Here is a 12,499-nt window from a genome sequence, read left to right as displayed (position 1 = left end):
ACATCGCATCAGGCGAGCGCCGCGCGCTGCCGGCGCAAGAATGCCGGGATCGAGCTGACGATGTCCGGCTTGCCCTGGTTGCCCGCGATGAACGGGCTCCACGGCTGCGCGCGCACGGCCGTCTTCGTCTTCCACACGACGTTGAATTGCCCGTCGCCGCGAATCTCGCCGATCATCACCGGCTTGTGCAGGTGATGGTTGCCGTCCATCGAGAGCGTGAAGCCCGACGGCGCGGCAACCGTCTGTCCGATCATCGCGACGCGCACCTTGTCGACGTCGGTGCTCTTCGCCTTCTCGACCGCCTGCTTCCACATGTGGATGCCGACGTAGGTCGCTTCCATCGGATCGTTGGTCACGCGCTTCGCGCCGCCCGGCAGGTTGTTCGCCTTCACCCACGCGGCGAACTGGTCCTTGAACTTCGTATTCGTCGGGTTCTTCACCGACATGAAGTAATTCCAGGCGGCGAGATGGCCGACGAGCGGCTTCGTGTCGATCCCGCGCAGCTCTTCCTCGCCGACCGAGAAGGCGACCACCGGCACGTCGGTCGCCTTGATCCCCTGGTTGCCGAGCTCCTTGTAGAACGGCACGTTCGAATCGCCGTTGATCGTCGAGATCACGGTCGTCTTGCCGCCCTGCGCGAAGTTCTTGATGTTCGCGACGATCGTCTGGTAATCGCTGTGGCCGAACGGTGTGTAGACCTCCTGAATGTCGGCGTCTTTCACGCCCTTCGATTTCAGGAACGCACGCAGGATCTTGTTGGTCGTGCGCGGATACACGTAGTCGGTGCCGAGCAGGAAGAAGCGCTTCGCGCCGCCGCCTTCCGCGCTCATCAGGTACTCGACGGCGGGGATCGCCTGCTGGTTCGGCGCGGCGCCCGTGTAGAACACGTTGCGCGACATTTCCTCGCCTTCATATTGCACCGGGTAGTAGAGCAGGCCGTTCAGTTCCTCGAACACCGGCAGCACCGACTTGCGCGACACCGACGTCCAGCAGCCGAACACGCACGCGACCTTGTCCTGCGTGAGCAGCTGGCGCGCCTTCTCCGCGAACAGCGGCCAGTTCGATGCGGGATCGACGACCACGGGCTCGAGCTTGCGCCCCATCACGCCGCCGCTCTTGTTGATGTCGGCGATCGTCATCAGCGCCGTGTCCTTCAGCGACGTTTCGGAGATTGCCATCGTGCCCGACAGCGAATGCAGGATGCCGACCTTGATCGGACCCGTGCCCGCATCGGCCGCGTGCGCGAACGGGCTCTTGCCCGCCAGCGCGAGTGCACCGGCCATCGAACCGAACTTCAGCAGACTGCGACGTTTCATCGAGTTCCCCTTGACGTGTTGGATAGGCGTGCGCCGTGTCGGCGCCGGCATCGGACTAACGCAAGGCATGTGCCAGTCGCACCGATGCACGCCGGGCGTGCCTGTGCGGGGTGGCGCGGGGCGTCGGCGTGGTGCGCGTGACGCGTCGTGCAGCATGCGCGATCCGTTGCGGTGCAGTCGCGCGGGCGCAAATGGTGCACGGCGTGCGCCCTGTGCGAGCGCGTGCGTCACGTGTCGAGGGGTGTGCGGAACGTGATCGATGCGCATGCATCCAGCCGCGTGGTGTCGCCGTCGCCGAGCACGGCATGATCGTGAAGTACGACGGGAAGGGCGAGACGATCCGCTCGACGGGCTGCCATGCTCGGGTGCCCACCGTTCGTCATCGAACGGACGCGGGCGGCCGACGCGCTGAAGCAACCGGAGGAGGAGGGAGGCGCAGATACGCAAACGGGCGCGCCATGCGCGCCCGTTCGGCGGATCGGAGCGATCGGCTGCAACGTGCCGGTCGCCGTGGCGGCGCGCGATGCGCCGCCGGGAAGCTCGGTAACTCAGTAACGCGGCACGGACGGATCGACGTCGCGCGACCACGCGTCGATCCCGCCTTGCAGGTTATACAGCTTCGTGAAGCCGCGCGATTCGAGGAACATCGCGACCTGCGCGCTGCGCATCCCGTGATGGCACACGCAGACGATTTCCGCTTCGTCGTCGAGCTCCTCGCTGCGCGCGGGGATCTGCTGCATCGGGATCGACACGCTGCCGGCGATCTGCGCGGTCGAGATTTCCCACGGTTCGCGCACGTCGAGCACGACCGGCGCGGGGCGCGCCGGATCGCGAAGCCATTCCGCGAGCATCGCGGGTGTCAGGATCTGCATGGAAGCTCCGCCGCTCAGAACTTGAAGCGCGACGGCTCCATCGCGTTGACGAGGTGATTGACGTAGGTTTCGAACACGTCGGCGACTCGGTACTGCTTGTCGTCGATGCGCGTGATGATCTGCGCCTTCATCACCGGACGGCCGCCGACGAACGCCGACAGGCGGCCGCCGATCTTCAGCTGTTCGAGCATCTGCTGCGGCACGACCGGCAGGCCGCCTGCGACGCAGATCACGTCGTACGGTGCCTTGGCGGGCCAGCCGAGCGAGCCGTCGCCGAGCACGACTTCCGCGTTCGTCACGCCGTCGTTGCGCAGGTTGTCCGCCGCGAACTTTGCGATGGTCGGATCGATATCGACAGCCGTCACATGCTGTGCGCGATGCGCGAACAGCGCGGCCAGGTAGCCCGAACCCGCGCCGATCACGAGCACGTTCTCGTGCTTCTTGACCGCCAGTTCCTGCAGCACGCGCGCTTCGACGCGCGGGAACAGCATCTTGCTGGTGCCGCCGGGCAGCGGCAGCTCGAGGTCGGCGAACGCGAGATCGCGGTGTTCGGGCAACACGTAGTTTTCACGCTTGACGATCGCCAGCAGGCCCAGGACGTCCAGATCCAGCACGTCCCACGGCCGGATCTGTTGTTCGATCATGTTGAAACGCGCGTTTTCGATATTCATGGTGTGGTCACGCAGCCAGGTCGGCCATCAGCGGGGGTAGAGAAACTTCGTGATTGTACCAAACGGGGCGGCGGCGAAGCCTTCAGGCGGCCTGCAACAGACCTTTACCCCTTGCTCTTCTTGATCTGCGCCTCGAATGCGAGGTCGAGCTTGCTCGCCTTGCGCGGCTTTTTGGGGCCGAATTCGTCGACGAACCTGACGAATTCGTCGAGCGGCAGCGGCTCGCTGCGCTTCTCGGCAGTGCCGCCCGAGCGGTCGACCAGATAGAACAGGCCGCCCGCCATCGCGACGGCCGCGAATTGCGGGTTGCCGGAACGGGTCTTCAGGCGTTCGACCGCGTTGGTTGCTTTGGTGGTGCGCATCGTGCGGATTCTTGCAGGGGCGTTGAGCCCGTTACTTTATCAAACCGGCCGCCCGCATGCGGCCGTGCGGCGTCAGACGGTGCGCGAGTAGCGTTGCCGCGGCGTCTGGCCGAGATAGGCGTCGAACGCCATTGCGATGTTGCGCACGACCATCCGGCCGGCGGGGTGGATCGTCAGGCGGTCGCCGGCGATGGTCAGCAGGCCGTCCTGCTCGAACGCGCGCAGCGCGTCGAGCTCGCGTGCGAAGTGATCGGCGAAGCGGATCCCGTGCGCTGCCTCGATATGCGAGAACGGCAGTTCGAGGTTGCACATCAGCTGGGTGATCACGTCCCGGCGCAGCCGGTCGTCGGGCGTGAGCCGCACGCCGCGCGCGATCGGCAGCCGGCCCGCGTCGAGCGCGGCGCCATACGCCGGCAGGTCCTTCGCGTTCTGCGCATAGACGTCGCCGACCTTGCCGATCGACGACACGCCGAAGCCGATCAGGTCCGTATCCGCGCGTGTGCTGTAGCCCTGGAAATTGCGCTGCAGCGTGCCGTTGCGCTGCGCGCGCACGAGTTCGTCGGTCGGCCGCGCGAAGTGATCCATCCCGATGTACACGTAGCCGGCCTGCGTCAGCATGTCGATCGCGAGGCCGAGCAGCGCGACGCGCGTCGCGGGCGGCGGCAGCGTCGCGTCGTCGATCTGCCGCTGCATCTTGAACAGGTGCGGCATGTGCGCGTAGCCGAATACCGAGAGGCGGTCGGGCGCGAGTTCGATGATCGTCTCGAGCGTGCGCGCGAATACGGCGACCGTCTGGTGCGGCAGTCCGTAGATCAGGTCGACGCTCACCGAATGGAAGCCCGTCGTGCGCGCGGCCGACAGCAGGTCGGCCGTCATCGCGAGCGGCTGGATCCGGTTGATCGCCTGCTGCACGACCGGATCGAAATCCTGCACGCCGAGGCTCAGCCGGTTGAACCCGATGTTGCGCAGGTGCACGAGCGTCGCGGGCGTGACCGTGCGCGGGTCGATCTCGATCGAGAACTCCGCGTCGGCGTCCGGCGCGAGCGCGAAGTGTTCGCGGGTGGCCACCATCAGCTCGGCCGTTTCGTCGTCGGACAGGAAGGTCGGCGTGCCGCCGCCCCAGTGCAGTTGCGTGACCGGGCGCGCGGGATCGAACAGCGCGGCCTGCAGCGCCAGCTCGCGCTTCAGTTGCTCGAGATACGGGCGCGCGCGGCGGCGGTTGTTGGTCGCGATCTTGTTGCAGCCGCAATAGAAGCAGGCCGTGTTGCAGAACGGGATGTGGAAGTACAGCGACAGGTCGCTCGACGATGCGCCGGGATCGCCTGCGGCGCGCACATAATCGGCCGGGTCGAAATCGTCGCGGAACTGCAGCGCGGTGGGGTAGGACGTATAGCGCGGCCCGTTCGCGCCGTACTTCGCGAGCAAATCGGGACGGAACAGGGTGTCGGCAGAACCGGAACTCATGATGGTCTCGCGCTTTTTAGATGCTTTCGAGTATATAAACGCGCATTCCGGCTGCATTGTGTAATAACGTCGCAGCCGACGGTGGCACAATGCGCAGTGGGCTGCCGCACGCTGCGTCCGGTTGCCGCACCGTTTTTCGTTGTTCGTGAGAGAGCAGAGTGTCCGTCGAAATGCCTGTCCGTCCGGCGCCCGCCGATGTCCCGCCGCCGCATGCCTGCCGCGAGGCGTGCGGCGCGTGCTGCATCGCACCGTCGATTTCCTCGCCGATTCCGGGGATGCCCGACGGCAAGCCGGCCGGCGTGCGCTGCGTGCAACTCGGCGACGACCTGCGCTGCCGGATCTTCGGCCGGCCGGAGCGTCCCACGTGCTGCTCGGGGCTGCAGCCGTCCGCCGAGATGTGCGGTGCGTCGCGCGACGACGCGCTCGCGTGGCTGACGCGCCTCGAGGTCGCGACGCAGCCGTCGCCTGGCGCCGGCGCGGCTCGCTGACGCATTGCCCGCGCGGCCGTCCACCGGCATGCGCATGGAACCGGCGACATGCGCCGAAGCACTAACTCCGGTCCCCGGCACCGCTTGCGGCCGAGCCGGTAACCCGGCGGCCGCCTCGCCCGATACAGGAGATTGTCCAGCATGACCGCATCTTGCACGCCCGGCCGGCGCCGCTTCCTCGCCGCCTGCGCCGGCGCCATCGGCGTGTCGGTATCGCTCGCCGCCTGCGCGTCGACGTTCCCGTTCATCCCCGATCACTACACGTTCTCGCGCGGCGACGTGCAGAAAGCCGTCGCGCGCAAGTTTCCGTACCAGAAGACGGTCGCGCAGGTCGTCGACGTGTCGCTCGCCAATCCGGCCGTCAACCTGCTGCCCGACCAGAACCGCGTCGCCGTGCAGCTCGACGCGCATTTCGCGAGTCCGTTCCTGCGCGAACCGGTGAGCGGCAAGTTCACCGTGTCGGGCCAGCTGGCCTACGATGCGCCGAGCCGGTCGGTCGTGCTGAAAGCGCCGGCCGTCGACAGCCTCGTGCTCGACGGCAACGCGCAGACGTATGCGCAACAGGTCGGCGCGGCCGCCGGCCTGCTCGCCACGCAGGTGTTGACCAACTACCCGATCTACACGTTCAAGCCCGAGCAGCTGCAATTTGCCGGCGTGAACTACGAACCCGGTACAATTACGATTCTTACAAACGGCATACGCGTGGCGATCGTCGAAAAGTGACGGCGCATCGCGCGCGGCCGGGCGGGCCGCGGCGGTGACGCGGCCTTTCTTTCGACTACTTCGGAGTTGGGCCACGGATGGACTGGATCCTGATCTGCAAGGCATTGATCCTCGGCGTCGTCGAGGGGCTGACGGAATTCCTCCCGGTGTCGAGCACCGGCCACCTGATCGTCGCGGGCAGCTTCCTGAATTTCAACGATGCGCACGCGAAGACCTTCGACGTCGTGATCCAGTTCGGCGCGATCCTTGCGGTCTGCTGGGAATATCGGCAGCGGATCGTGTCCGTCGTGACCGGGCTGCCGAGCCGGCCTGACGCCCAACGCTTCACGCTGAACGTCGTGATCGCGACGATTCCCGCGATCGCGCTTGGCCTGCTGTTCGAGAAGAAGATCAAGGCCGTGCTGTTCTCGCCGGTGCCGGTCGCGTTCGCGCTCGTCGTCGGCGGCGCGATCATCCTGTGGGCCGAGGCGCGGCAGCGCGAACGCGGCGAGCCGCCGCGCGTGCAGTCGGTCGATGCGCTCACGCCACTCGACGCGCTGAAAGTCGGCATCGCGCAATGTTTCGCGCTGGTGCCGGGCATGTCGCGCTCGGGCTCGACGATTATCGGCGGGATGCTGTTCGGCCTCGACCGGCGCGTCGCGACCGAATTCTCGTTCTTCCTCGCGATTCCGATCATCTTCGGCGCGACGCTCTATGAAACCGTCAAGGACTGGCAGGCGTTCACGGTCGATTCGCTCGGCCTGTTCGCGCTCGGGCTCGTGGCCGCGTTCGTCAGCGCGTTCGTGTGCGTGCGCTGGCTGCTGCGTTTCGTCGCGACGCACGACTTCACCGTGTTCGCGTGGTACCGGATCGCGTTCGGCCTGTTCGTGCTGCTGGTGGGTTACAGCGGGTGGCTGAACTGGGCGTGATGCCGGTGCGGGGGCGAGGGCGCATCCAATAGAAAACGGCCCGGTCGGCAGCAGATGCCGGTCGGGCCGTTCGTCATTGCGCGGCGAGTCGCGTGCGTTGCGCGCCGTGTTCAGCTGGCGCGTTTGCGGAACACCAGATCCCACACGCCGTGACCGAGCCGCAGCCCGCGCCGTTCGAACTTCGTGACGGGGCGGTAATCGGGGCGCGGCGCGTAGTCGGCGGCCGTGTTTTCGAGCGTCGGTTCGGCGCCGAGCACTTCCAGCATCTGTTCCGCGTAGTTTTGCCAGTCGGTCGCGCAGTGCAGGTATGCACCGGGCTTCAGGCGCGACGCGAGATGCGCGACGAGCGGCGGCTGGATCAGCCGGCGCTTGTGGTGGCGCGCCTTGTGCCACGGATCCGGGAAGAAAATGTGTACGCCGTCGAGGCTTTCCGGCGCGAGCATGTGCTCGAGCACCTCGACCGCGTCGTGCTGGATGATGCGGATGTTCGGCAGGTCCTGCTCGCCGATCAGCTTCAACAGCGCGCCGACCCCCGGCTCGTGCACCTCGACGCCGAGGAAGTCGTCGCCCGGGCGGTGCGCGGCGATTTCCGCGGTCGATGCGCCCATCCCGAAACCGATCTCCAGGATGCGTGGCGCGCGGCGGCCGAATACGGCGTCCCAATCCGGGATTTCCGCCGCGTACGGGACGACGAAGCGCGGGCCGAGATCGTCGAGCGCGCGGCGCTGGCCGGTCGACACGCGGCCGGCGCGCGTCACGAAGCTGCGGATGCGGCGGCGGTGCAGCGGGTTGACTTCATCGGCGCCGTCGGCGGCTTCGTCGGGAAGGGCGGCGTCGTCCGGCGGCAGGCCGGCTTCGTTCGGATCGTCGTGCATCATCGGTGACAGAGAAAGGCTTGGTTCGGGCGCGGGCCCGTCATGCGCAGCGGCGCTACCGGATGAACCGGCAGATGGTACAAAAAAGCCGCCTTCGACGAGGCGGCTCTTGCGCAGGCTGCGAGCAGCCGAAGGTGGAGCGGGCGATGGGAATCGAACCCACGTCATCAGCTTGGGAAGCTGAGGTAATGGCCATTATACGACGCCCGCAGAACGCGTAATTCTACAGGGTTTGGTGCAGATGTTGCAAGCGAGCCGTTTTTGGCCGCCTGCGTCGAAGCACGGCACGCGCTCGGTGGTTGGCCGACGGATCGCCGGGAGCGGGTGTCAAGGATCGGCCCGAATCAGTCCGTCAACGCAAGGCCGACCGGAACACGACGCGCGCCGCACGCAAGCCCGTGTCGAAAATTGACGAGTCGGTGTCGGACGCATACAAGCCCCGGTGAAGCTTTCGAACTAACGTGACAGACCTCTTCCCCGATCGTTAGTCTGGAGCCGACATGTCCGATTTCATCACCGTTCTGCGCAAAACCTGCCCGACCCCGGTCGTCGACGCGACCAAGTGGAAGCGCATCGGCGGCGATCCGCACACCGTGAACCTCAACGCGTACCTCTCGAAGGATGGCAGCAAGATCATGGGCACCTGGATCTGCACGCCGGGCAAGTTCGAGGTGAACTACGAGAAATGGGAGTACTGCCACTTCCTCGACGGCTATTGCATCATCACGCCGGAAGGCGAGGAGCCGGTGCACCTGAAGGCCGGCGACGTGTTCGTCATCGAACCTGGTATGAAAGGGACGTGGGAAGTGGTGGAGACGGTACGCAAGTACTTCGTGTTTGCTTGAGCGGGCCCGTCGATTCGACTCGCGTACGAGCGCCGGCTGAATCGATGCGTTGAAACGCATTCCGGTTCGGAAACAACTCGCCGAGCGTGATCGCACGCTCGGCCGGTTCCGCTATCCCGTCGAACCCATCGATCGCGCCGACTGCCTGTCGCTTGCGAGAGCGGTGGTGACGGGAGCCTGTGGATCGAACCCGCAGGTTCGACGATGAGAAAGAAGCGCGGCCAGTCCTGAGTCGGTCAGGCCGCTCGCATGCGCCGCACCGACCAGCACAACGCGATTCGACGTCGTCGAGGCGGCGTTCAATGCTCGATGCTCAACGCCTTTTCGATCGCGGCAATCAATCTGAATGCATCGTCTCGGCCGATCAGGAGGCCGCGACTGGTGTACTCGCAGCCGAACGCGTAGAAGCTCGGCAGAAGCGTGATCGCATCGTTCTGTCGATCGAAATCGACCTCGCATTTCGTCAACGGGAAGAATGGAGGATCCTCGACGGTCGGCTGGTACACGGCGTTCTCCTAGTAGAGCTTGCGAGGCGGCAGCATGCGTTTCGCGCGCAGGCGCTGTCTCGCGACGGCGCTGGCTTTCTTGCGCTTGCGCTCGGTGGTCGGCTTTTCATAGCTGGTCCGACCGCGCAACTCGCGGATCAGGCCCGTCTTCTCGATGTTTCGACGGAAGCGCCGGAGCGCGACGTCGACAGGTTCGTCGGGCTTGAGGATGATCGTCGTCATGTAGGTCCTGTTTCAAGACATGCGTGGAGGAAAACTAGCCGAGTCGGGTCATGACGGCACTCGCGATCTCGTCGGATTCGAATTCGGAGTATCCGGCGCTGATCGACAATGCGCGTACGGCAGCGAACATCTGCAACTCGGGTTGGTGACGCAACGCAGAACCGGCGAGGCCGTCGTTCGGGACCGCGTCGGTCCTGGAAATCTCGCGCCGTTCGATCAGGCGGAGGAGTTCATCGATGATCATTTCGCCATCCGAATCAGAGTGCCGCAGCGCTGTCGCGGCAGGAAGCGTCAATGGGAATCGGCGAAGAGCGGCTGCTCGCCGCGATTGCCGTCGATGATCTCCTCCGCGTAGCGAACGGACGCGCGGCGCGCTTCGCCCGCCGATTCGAACGGTGCGTGCTCGAGCAGCCGGAATGTTTCGCTGCGGGTCAGCGTGTCTGCGGTGCCGCGCAGGCAGATCTTCACGGCCGCGTCGAAGCCACCTTCGTAGTTGTGCGGATTACCGTTCAGTGACGGAACGTGCGGGTAGATCAGCGGATAGATTTCGAAGCCACGATAGAGATGCATGCTCATGATGAACTCCTGGGTTCGGTCGCGATAAATCGCGTGGACGAACGCATCCGACCGGTATCGCCGCGGCGCGGCGTGACGGGTGGGGTGAAAAGGGCGGCAATGCGTGCGGGTAACGGCGCGACGCAGTGAGAGGGTAGACGGCGGGGCGAGCGGCGAATGGGGTGGCGCGGGCTCGGACGAAATTCATCATACGCGCTTCGCGTCGGTTGTCCATCTAATTCGCGGCCGTGCCGGTGCGGTGCGATGACCGGCGTCGAGGCCGCAACACGCGTCGAGCATGACGCGGCATTCGTCCGCACTTCGACGTGGCACGGCGCGATCCGGATGATGCCGATCGAGTCCGATCCCTTCGCCGCATCGCGACAGTGGCACGCCTGCACGACATCGCGCAAGCGCCTATGATGCAGCGATCCGCCAGTCGCGCCGGCCCGCAATGCGCGCATGGCCCGCGAACGCCGAACGTTTTCCCGGAACCCCGACCATGCGCATCCTCGACATCCGCGAGCAAGCGATCCCGGTTTCCCGCTATGCCGATCCGGCGATTTCGTCGGGCGGCCTGACGACGAGCGTCGTCGCGATCGTCACCGATGTCGTGCGCGATGGCCGGCCGGTCACGGGTTACGGCTACGCATCGGTCGGCCGTCATGCACAGGGCGGGCTGATTCGCGAACGGTTCGCGCCGCGTCTGCTGGCCGCCGCGAACGCCATCGCAGACGATGCCGGCACGAACCTCGATCCATTTCGCGCATGGCGAGCGATGATGGCAGGCGAGAAGCCCGGCGGGCACGGTGAACGCTGTGTCGCGGTCGGCGTGCTCGACATGGCGATCTGGGATGCCGCCGCGAAGATCGCGGGCCTGCCGCTCAGTCGCTTCGTCGCCGACCGGCTCGCACGCGACGCGGCACCTCGCGTGCGTGTCTACGCGGGCGGCGGTTACCGCTATCCGCACGACGATCTCGCGCGCCTGTCCGACGAGATGCATCGCATCGCCGATCTCGGCTACACGCACGCGAAGAACAAGATCGGCGGCGCGGATGTCGATCACGACCAAAGACGCATCGAAGCTGCTGCGGCGTGTCTTGCCGGCAGTTCGCATCTCGCGGTCGATGCGATGAACGCGTACGACGCGACGAGCGGCCGCGCAGCCGCCGCGATGCTGGCACCGTTCGAACTCTGGTGGTTCGAGGATCTCTGCGATCCGCTCGACCTGCCGCTTCATGCGGACCTGGCCGCGCAATACGCGCCGCCGGTCGCGGCCGGCGAGGCGTTGTTCTCGCTCGCGGAAGCGAAGCTGCTCGAACGCTACGGCGGTCTGCGCCCGGACCGCGACGTCCTCGTGTTCGATCCGGTGCATTGCTATGGCCTGCCGGGCTATCTGCGGATCGTCGACCATTTCGTGTCGAACGGCTGGCGGCGCGATGCGTTCTGGCCGCACGGTGGTCATCTGTTCTCGTTGCACGTCGTGTCGGCGCTCGGGCTCGGCGGCGCCGAAGTCAGCCCGTTCGCGTTCCGTCCATTCAACGGGCTGGCGGACGGCGAATCGGTCGACGCAGGCCGCGCGGCCGTGCCACAGGCGCCGGGCATCGGCTTCGAGCTTCATGCCGATGCGTACGACGCGTTTCGCGCGGTAGCCGGCTTGTGAACGGCGCGGCCGGTTTCAGCGCGCGTCGATCGTGACGCGGGCCGCGAATCCGAGCATCGTCGCCGCGATGAACCGGTCGAGCACACGTCACGTGAGCGCGTGGTCGAACCACGCGCGGCATGACCGTACGCCGTAGGCGAGCCGCCGTTACCTGATCACGTGCACGCCGACCAGCAGCAACGCGCCGGCGACGATGTCGGTGCAGCGCCGCCGACGTGCAGACGTCGAAGCGCCGCTCGGCTATGCGCGCACGACCGTCACGCCCGCGGCCTCGATCGGCTCGATCAGCGCTGCATCGGTTTCCTGTTCGACCACGATCGCTTGCGCGAGCGCGAGCTCGCCGATCACGAATTGCGATGCCGCTCGCAGTTTGGATTGCGAGGCCAGCACGACCGTCTCGCCCGCACGCCCCGCCAATGCGCGCTTGATCGCCGCTTCCTCGAAGTCGCCGGTGCTCAGCCCCGCGACCGGATGAACGCCGGTCACGCCCATGAAATACAGGTCCGCGTGGATGCGAGAGATGCCTTCCATCGCCGCGGCGCCCACCGCGACGATCGAATGCTTGTACAGCCGTCCGCCGATCAGGATCACGTCGATCGACGGATGCGCGGCCAGCGCGACGGCGACGCTCGGGCTGTGCGTGACGATCGTCGCGCGCAGGTCGGGCGGCAGCTGGCTGACGAGCAGTGCCGACGTCGTGCCGCCGTCGACGATCGCGACCTGTCCGGGCGCGATCATCTGCGCGGCCCGGCGCGCGATGCGTCGTTTTTCCGCGGTTTCGATCGCCTCGCGCTGCGCGAACGGCGCGACCGCCGGCGACGCCGGCAATGCGCCGCCGTGCACGCGCTGCAGCAGGCCCTCGGCCGCCAGTTCGCGCAGGTCGCGCCGGATCGTGTCCTCGGACACGCCGAATTGCGCGCTCAGCTCGACGGCCAGCACCTGGCCGTCGCGGGCGAGCGCGTCGAGGATCGCCTTCTTGCGTTGGGTGGTCAGCATCAAAATTGCACGAAATTTCTTGAAATTGCACGA

The 12,499-nt window shown here is 66.3% G+C and carries 17 protein-coding genes and 1 tRNA gene; 6 read left to right on the top strand and 12 right to left on the bottom strand.

The window, feature by feature from the left end:
• Window positions 1–8 precede the first annotated feature (8 nt).
• The 5 genes from urtA to hemN all read right to left on the bottom strand — a co-directional run bounded on the left by urtA (window position 9) and on the right by hemN (window position 4,685).
• Window positions 9–1,316 (bottom strand): urea ABC transporter substrate-binding protein, encoded by a 1,308-nt coding sequence (gene urtA, locus ACV22W_RS16480; RefSeq protein WP_059699402.1) that lies wholly within the window; start codon window positions 1,314–1,316, stop codon window positions 9–11.
• A gap of 548 nt (window positions 1,317–1,864) precedes the next feature.
• Window positions 1,865–2,188, bottom strand: coding sequence for a rhodanese-like domain-containing protein (locus ACV22W_RS16475; RefSeq protein ID WP_006758748.1), 324 nt, complete (start codon window positions 2,186–2,188; stop codon window positions 1,865–1,867).
• A 14-nt stretch (window positions 2,189–2,202) separates the two neighbouring features.
• Complete coding sequence (locus ACV22W_RS16470) at window positions 2,203–2,859, bottom strand: protein-L-isoaspartate O-methyltransferase family protein (RefSeq protein WP_448020477.1); 657 nt, start codon at window positions 2,857–2,859, stop codon at window positions 2,203–2,205.
• Between the two features lie 104 nt (window positions 2,860–2,963).
• The gene (locus ACV22W_RS16465; RefSeq protein WP_059448113.1) at window positions 2,964–3,221 is read right to left on the bottom strand and encodes a hypothetical protein; all 258 of its coding nucleotides are present in this window, start codon (window positions 3,219–3,221) and stop codon (window positions 2,964–2,966) included.
• Window positions 3,222–3,293: 72 nt separating this feature from the next.
• Window positions 3,294–4,685 (bottom strand): oxygen-independent coproporphyrinogen III oxidase, encoded by a 1,392-nt coding sequence (gene hemN, locus ACV22W_RS16460; RefSeq protein WP_448020476.1) that lies wholly within the window; start codon window positions 4,683–4,685, stop codon window positions 3,294–3,296.
• 170 nt (window positions 4,686–4,855) lie between these two features.
• Between hemN and ACV22W_RS16455 the strand changes: the two genes are divergently transcribed.
• The 3 genes from ACV22W_RS16455 (at window position 4,856) to ACV22W_RS16445 (ending at window position 6,804) form a co-directional block, all read left to right on the top strand.
• On the top strand, window positions 4,856–5,173 hold the full coding sequence (locus ACV22W_RS16455) for a YkgJ family cysteine cluster protein (RefSeq protein WP_448020475.1): 318 nt from the start codon (window positions 4,856–4,858) through the stop codon (window positions 5,171–5,173).
• A gap of 141 nt (window positions 5,174–5,314) precedes the next feature.
• The gene (locus ACV22W_RS16450) at window positions 5,315–5,896 is read left to right on the top strand and encodes a DUF1439 domain-containing protein (RefSeq protein WP_448020473.1); all 582 of its coding nucleotides are present in this window, start codon (window positions 5,315–5,317) and stop codon (window positions 5,894–5,896) included.
• Window positions 5,897–5,973: 77 nt separating this feature from the next.
• On the top strand, window positions 5,974–6,804 hold the full coding sequence (locus ACV22W_RS16445; RefSeq protein ID WP_448020472.1) for an undecaprenyl-diphosphate phosphatase: 831 nt from the start codon (window positions 5,974–5,976) through the stop codon (window positions 6,802–6,804).
• A gap of 110 nt (window positions 6,805–6,914) precedes the next feature.
• Here the strand turns inward: ACV22W_RS16445 and trmB are convergent, their stop codons facing one another.
• Complete coding sequence (gene trmB / locus ACV22W_RS16440; RefSeq protein WP_059530270.1) at window positions 6,915–7,682, bottom strand: tRNA (guanosine(46)-N7)-methyltransferase TrmB; 768 nt, start codon at window positions 7,680–7,682, stop codon at window positions 6,915–6,917.
• A 132-nt stretch (window positions 7,683–7,814) separates the two neighbouring features.
• Window positions 7,815–7,889, bottom strand: a tRNA-Gly gene (locus tag ACV22W_RS16435).
• Window positions 7,890–8,179: 290 nt separating this feature from the next.
• Here ACV22W_RS16435 and ACV22W_RS16430 point away from each other — a divergent pair.
• A complete protein-coding gene (locus ACV22W_RS16430) occupies window positions 8,180–8,524 on the top strand; it encodes a cupin domain-containing protein (RefSeq protein ID WP_059466993.1) in 345 nt (114 codons plus the stop codon).
• A 299-nt stretch (window positions 8,525–8,823) separates the two neighbouring features.
• Here the strand turns inward: ACV22W_RS16430 and ACV22W_RS16425 are convergent, their stop codons facing one another.
• From ACV22W_RS16425 to ACV22W_RS16410, 4 genes are read right to left on the bottom strand one after another with little or no spacing between them, the layout of a single operon-like run.
• On the bottom strand, window positions 8,824–9,030 hold the full coding sequence (locus ACV22W_RS16425; RefSeq protein WP_059530263.1) for a hypothetical protein: 207 nt from the start codon (window positions 9,028–9,030) through the stop codon (window positions 8,824–8,826).
• A gap of 9 nt (window positions 9,031–9,039) precedes the next feature.
• Window positions 9,040–9,252 (bottom strand): 30S ribosomal protein S21, encoded by a 213-nt coding sequence (rpsU, locus tag ACV22W_RS16420; protein ID WP_059530260.1) that lies wholly within the window; start codon window positions 9,250–9,252, stop codon window positions 9,040–9,042.
• A 34-nt stretch (window positions 9,253–9,286) separates the two neighbouring features.
• Window positions 9,287–9,496 (bottom strand): hypothetical protein, encoded by a 210-nt coding sequence (locus ACV22W_RS16415; RefSeq protein WP_059530257.1) that lies wholly within the window; start codon window positions 9,494–9,496, stop codon window positions 9,287–9,289.
• A gap of 47 nt (window positions 9,497–9,543) precedes the next feature.
• Window positions 9,544–9,828 carry a hypothetical protein gene (locus ACV22W_RS16410; protein ID WP_448020469.1) on the bottom strand — a complete coding sequence of 95 codons (285 nt, stop codon included), beginning with the start codon at window positions 9,826–9,828 and terminating at the stop codon, window positions 9,544–9,546.
• Between the two features lie 243 nt (window positions 9,829–10,071).
• Here ACV22W_RS16410 and ACV22W_RS16405 point away from each other — a divergent pair, with 243 nt between their 5' ends.
• Window positions 10,072–10,230, top strand: a complete 159-nt coding sequence (locus ACV22W_RS16405; RefSeq protein WP_448020468.1) for a hypothetical protein — start codon at window positions 10,072–10,074, stop codon at window positions 10,228–10,230.
• A 79-nt stretch (window positions 10,231–10,309) separates the two neighbouring features.
• Window positions 10,310–11,470 carry an enolase C-terminal domain-like protein gene (locus ACV22W_RS16400; RefSeq protein WP_448020466.1) on the top strand — a complete coding sequence of 387 codons (1,161 nt, stop codon included), beginning with the start codon at window positions 10,310–10,312 and terminating at the stop codon, window positions 11,468–11,470.
• Window positions 11,471–11,710: 240 nt separating this feature from the next.
• Here the strand turns inward: ACV22W_RS16400 and ACV22W_RS16395 are convergent, their stop codons facing one another.
• On the bottom strand, window positions 11,711–12,466 hold the full coding sequence (locus tag ACV22W_RS16395; RefSeq protein WP_448020464.1) for a DeoR/GlpR family DNA-binding transcription regulator: 756 nt from the start codon (window positions 12,464–12,466) through the stop codon (window positions 11,711–11,713).
• Window positions 12,467–12,499 lie beyond the last annotated feature (33 nt).

This window comes from Burkholderia sp. AW49-1, from assembly GCF_053427845.1.
The sequence above is the reverse complement of the archived record's forward strand: the minus strand, read 5'-3'. Positions and strand labels throughout refer to the sequence as shown.

Bases quoted from the DNA above. Each gene is read 5' to 3' on its own strand.
- ACV22W_RS16445 (WP_448020472.1), top strand. From the start codon at position 5,974: ATGGACTGGATCCTGATCTGCAAGGCATTGATCCTCGGCGTCGTCGAG.
- ACV22W_RS16465 (WP_059448113.1), bottom strand. From the start codon at position 3,221: ATGCGCACCACCAAAGCAACCAACGCGGTCGAACGCCTGAAGACCCGT.
- ACV22W_RS16395 (WP_448020464.1), bottom strand. From the start codon at position 12,466: ATGCTGACCACCCAACGCAAGAAGGCGATCCTCGACGCGCTCGCCCGC.
- ACV22W_RS16455 (WP_448020475.1), top strand. From the start codon at position 4,856: ATGCCTGTCCGTCCGGCGCCCGCCGATGTCCCGCCGCCGCATGCCTGC.
- urtA (WP_059699402.1), bottom strand. From the start codon at position 1,316: ATGAAACGTCGCAGTCTGCTGAAGTTCGGTTCGATGGCCGGTGCACTC.
- ACV22W_RS16410 (WP_448020469.1), bottom strand. From the start codon at position 9,828: ATGAGCATGCATCTCTATCGTGGCTTCGAAATCTATCCGCTGATCTAC.
- ACV22W_RS16470 (WP_448020477.1), bottom strand. From the start codon at position 2,859: ATGAATATCGAAAACGCGCGTTTCAACATGATCGAACAACAGATCCGG.
- ACV22W_RS16405 (WP_448020468.1), top strand. From the start codon at position 10,072: ATGACCGGCGTCGAGGCCGCAACACGCGTCGAGCATGACGCGGCATTC.
- ACV22W_RS16430 (WP_059466993.1), top strand. From the start codon at position 8,180: ATGTCCGATTTCATCACCGTTCTGCGCAAAACCTGCCCGACCCCGGTC.
- ACV22W_RS16475 (WP_006758748.1), bottom strand. From the start codon at position 2,188: ATGCAGATCCTGACACCCGCGATGCTCGCGGAATGGCTTCGCGATCCG.
- ACV22W_RS16450 (WP_448020473.1), top strand. From the start codon at position 5,315: ATGACCGCATCTTGCACGCCCGGCCGGCGCCGCTTCCTCGCCGCCTGC.
- rpsU (WP_059530260.1), bottom strand. From the start codon at position 9,252: ATGACGACGATCATCCTCAAGCCCGACGAACCTGTCGACGTCGCGCTC.
- ACV22W_RS16400 (WP_448020466.1), top strand. From the start codon at position 10,310: ATGCGCATCCTCGACATCCGCGAGCAAGCGATCCCGGTTTCCCGCTAT.
- hemN (WP_448020476.1), bottom strand. From the start codon at position 4,685: ATGAGTTCCGGTTCTGCCGACACCCTGTTCCGTCCCGATTTGCTCGCG.
- ACV22W_RS16415 (WP_059530257.1), bottom strand. From the start codon at position 9,496: ATGATCATCGATGAACTCCTCCGCCTGATCGAACGGCGCGAGATTTCC.
- trmB (WP_059530270.1), bottom strand. From the start codon at position 7,682: ATGATGCACGACGATCCGAACGAAGCCGGCCTGCCGCCGGACGACGCC.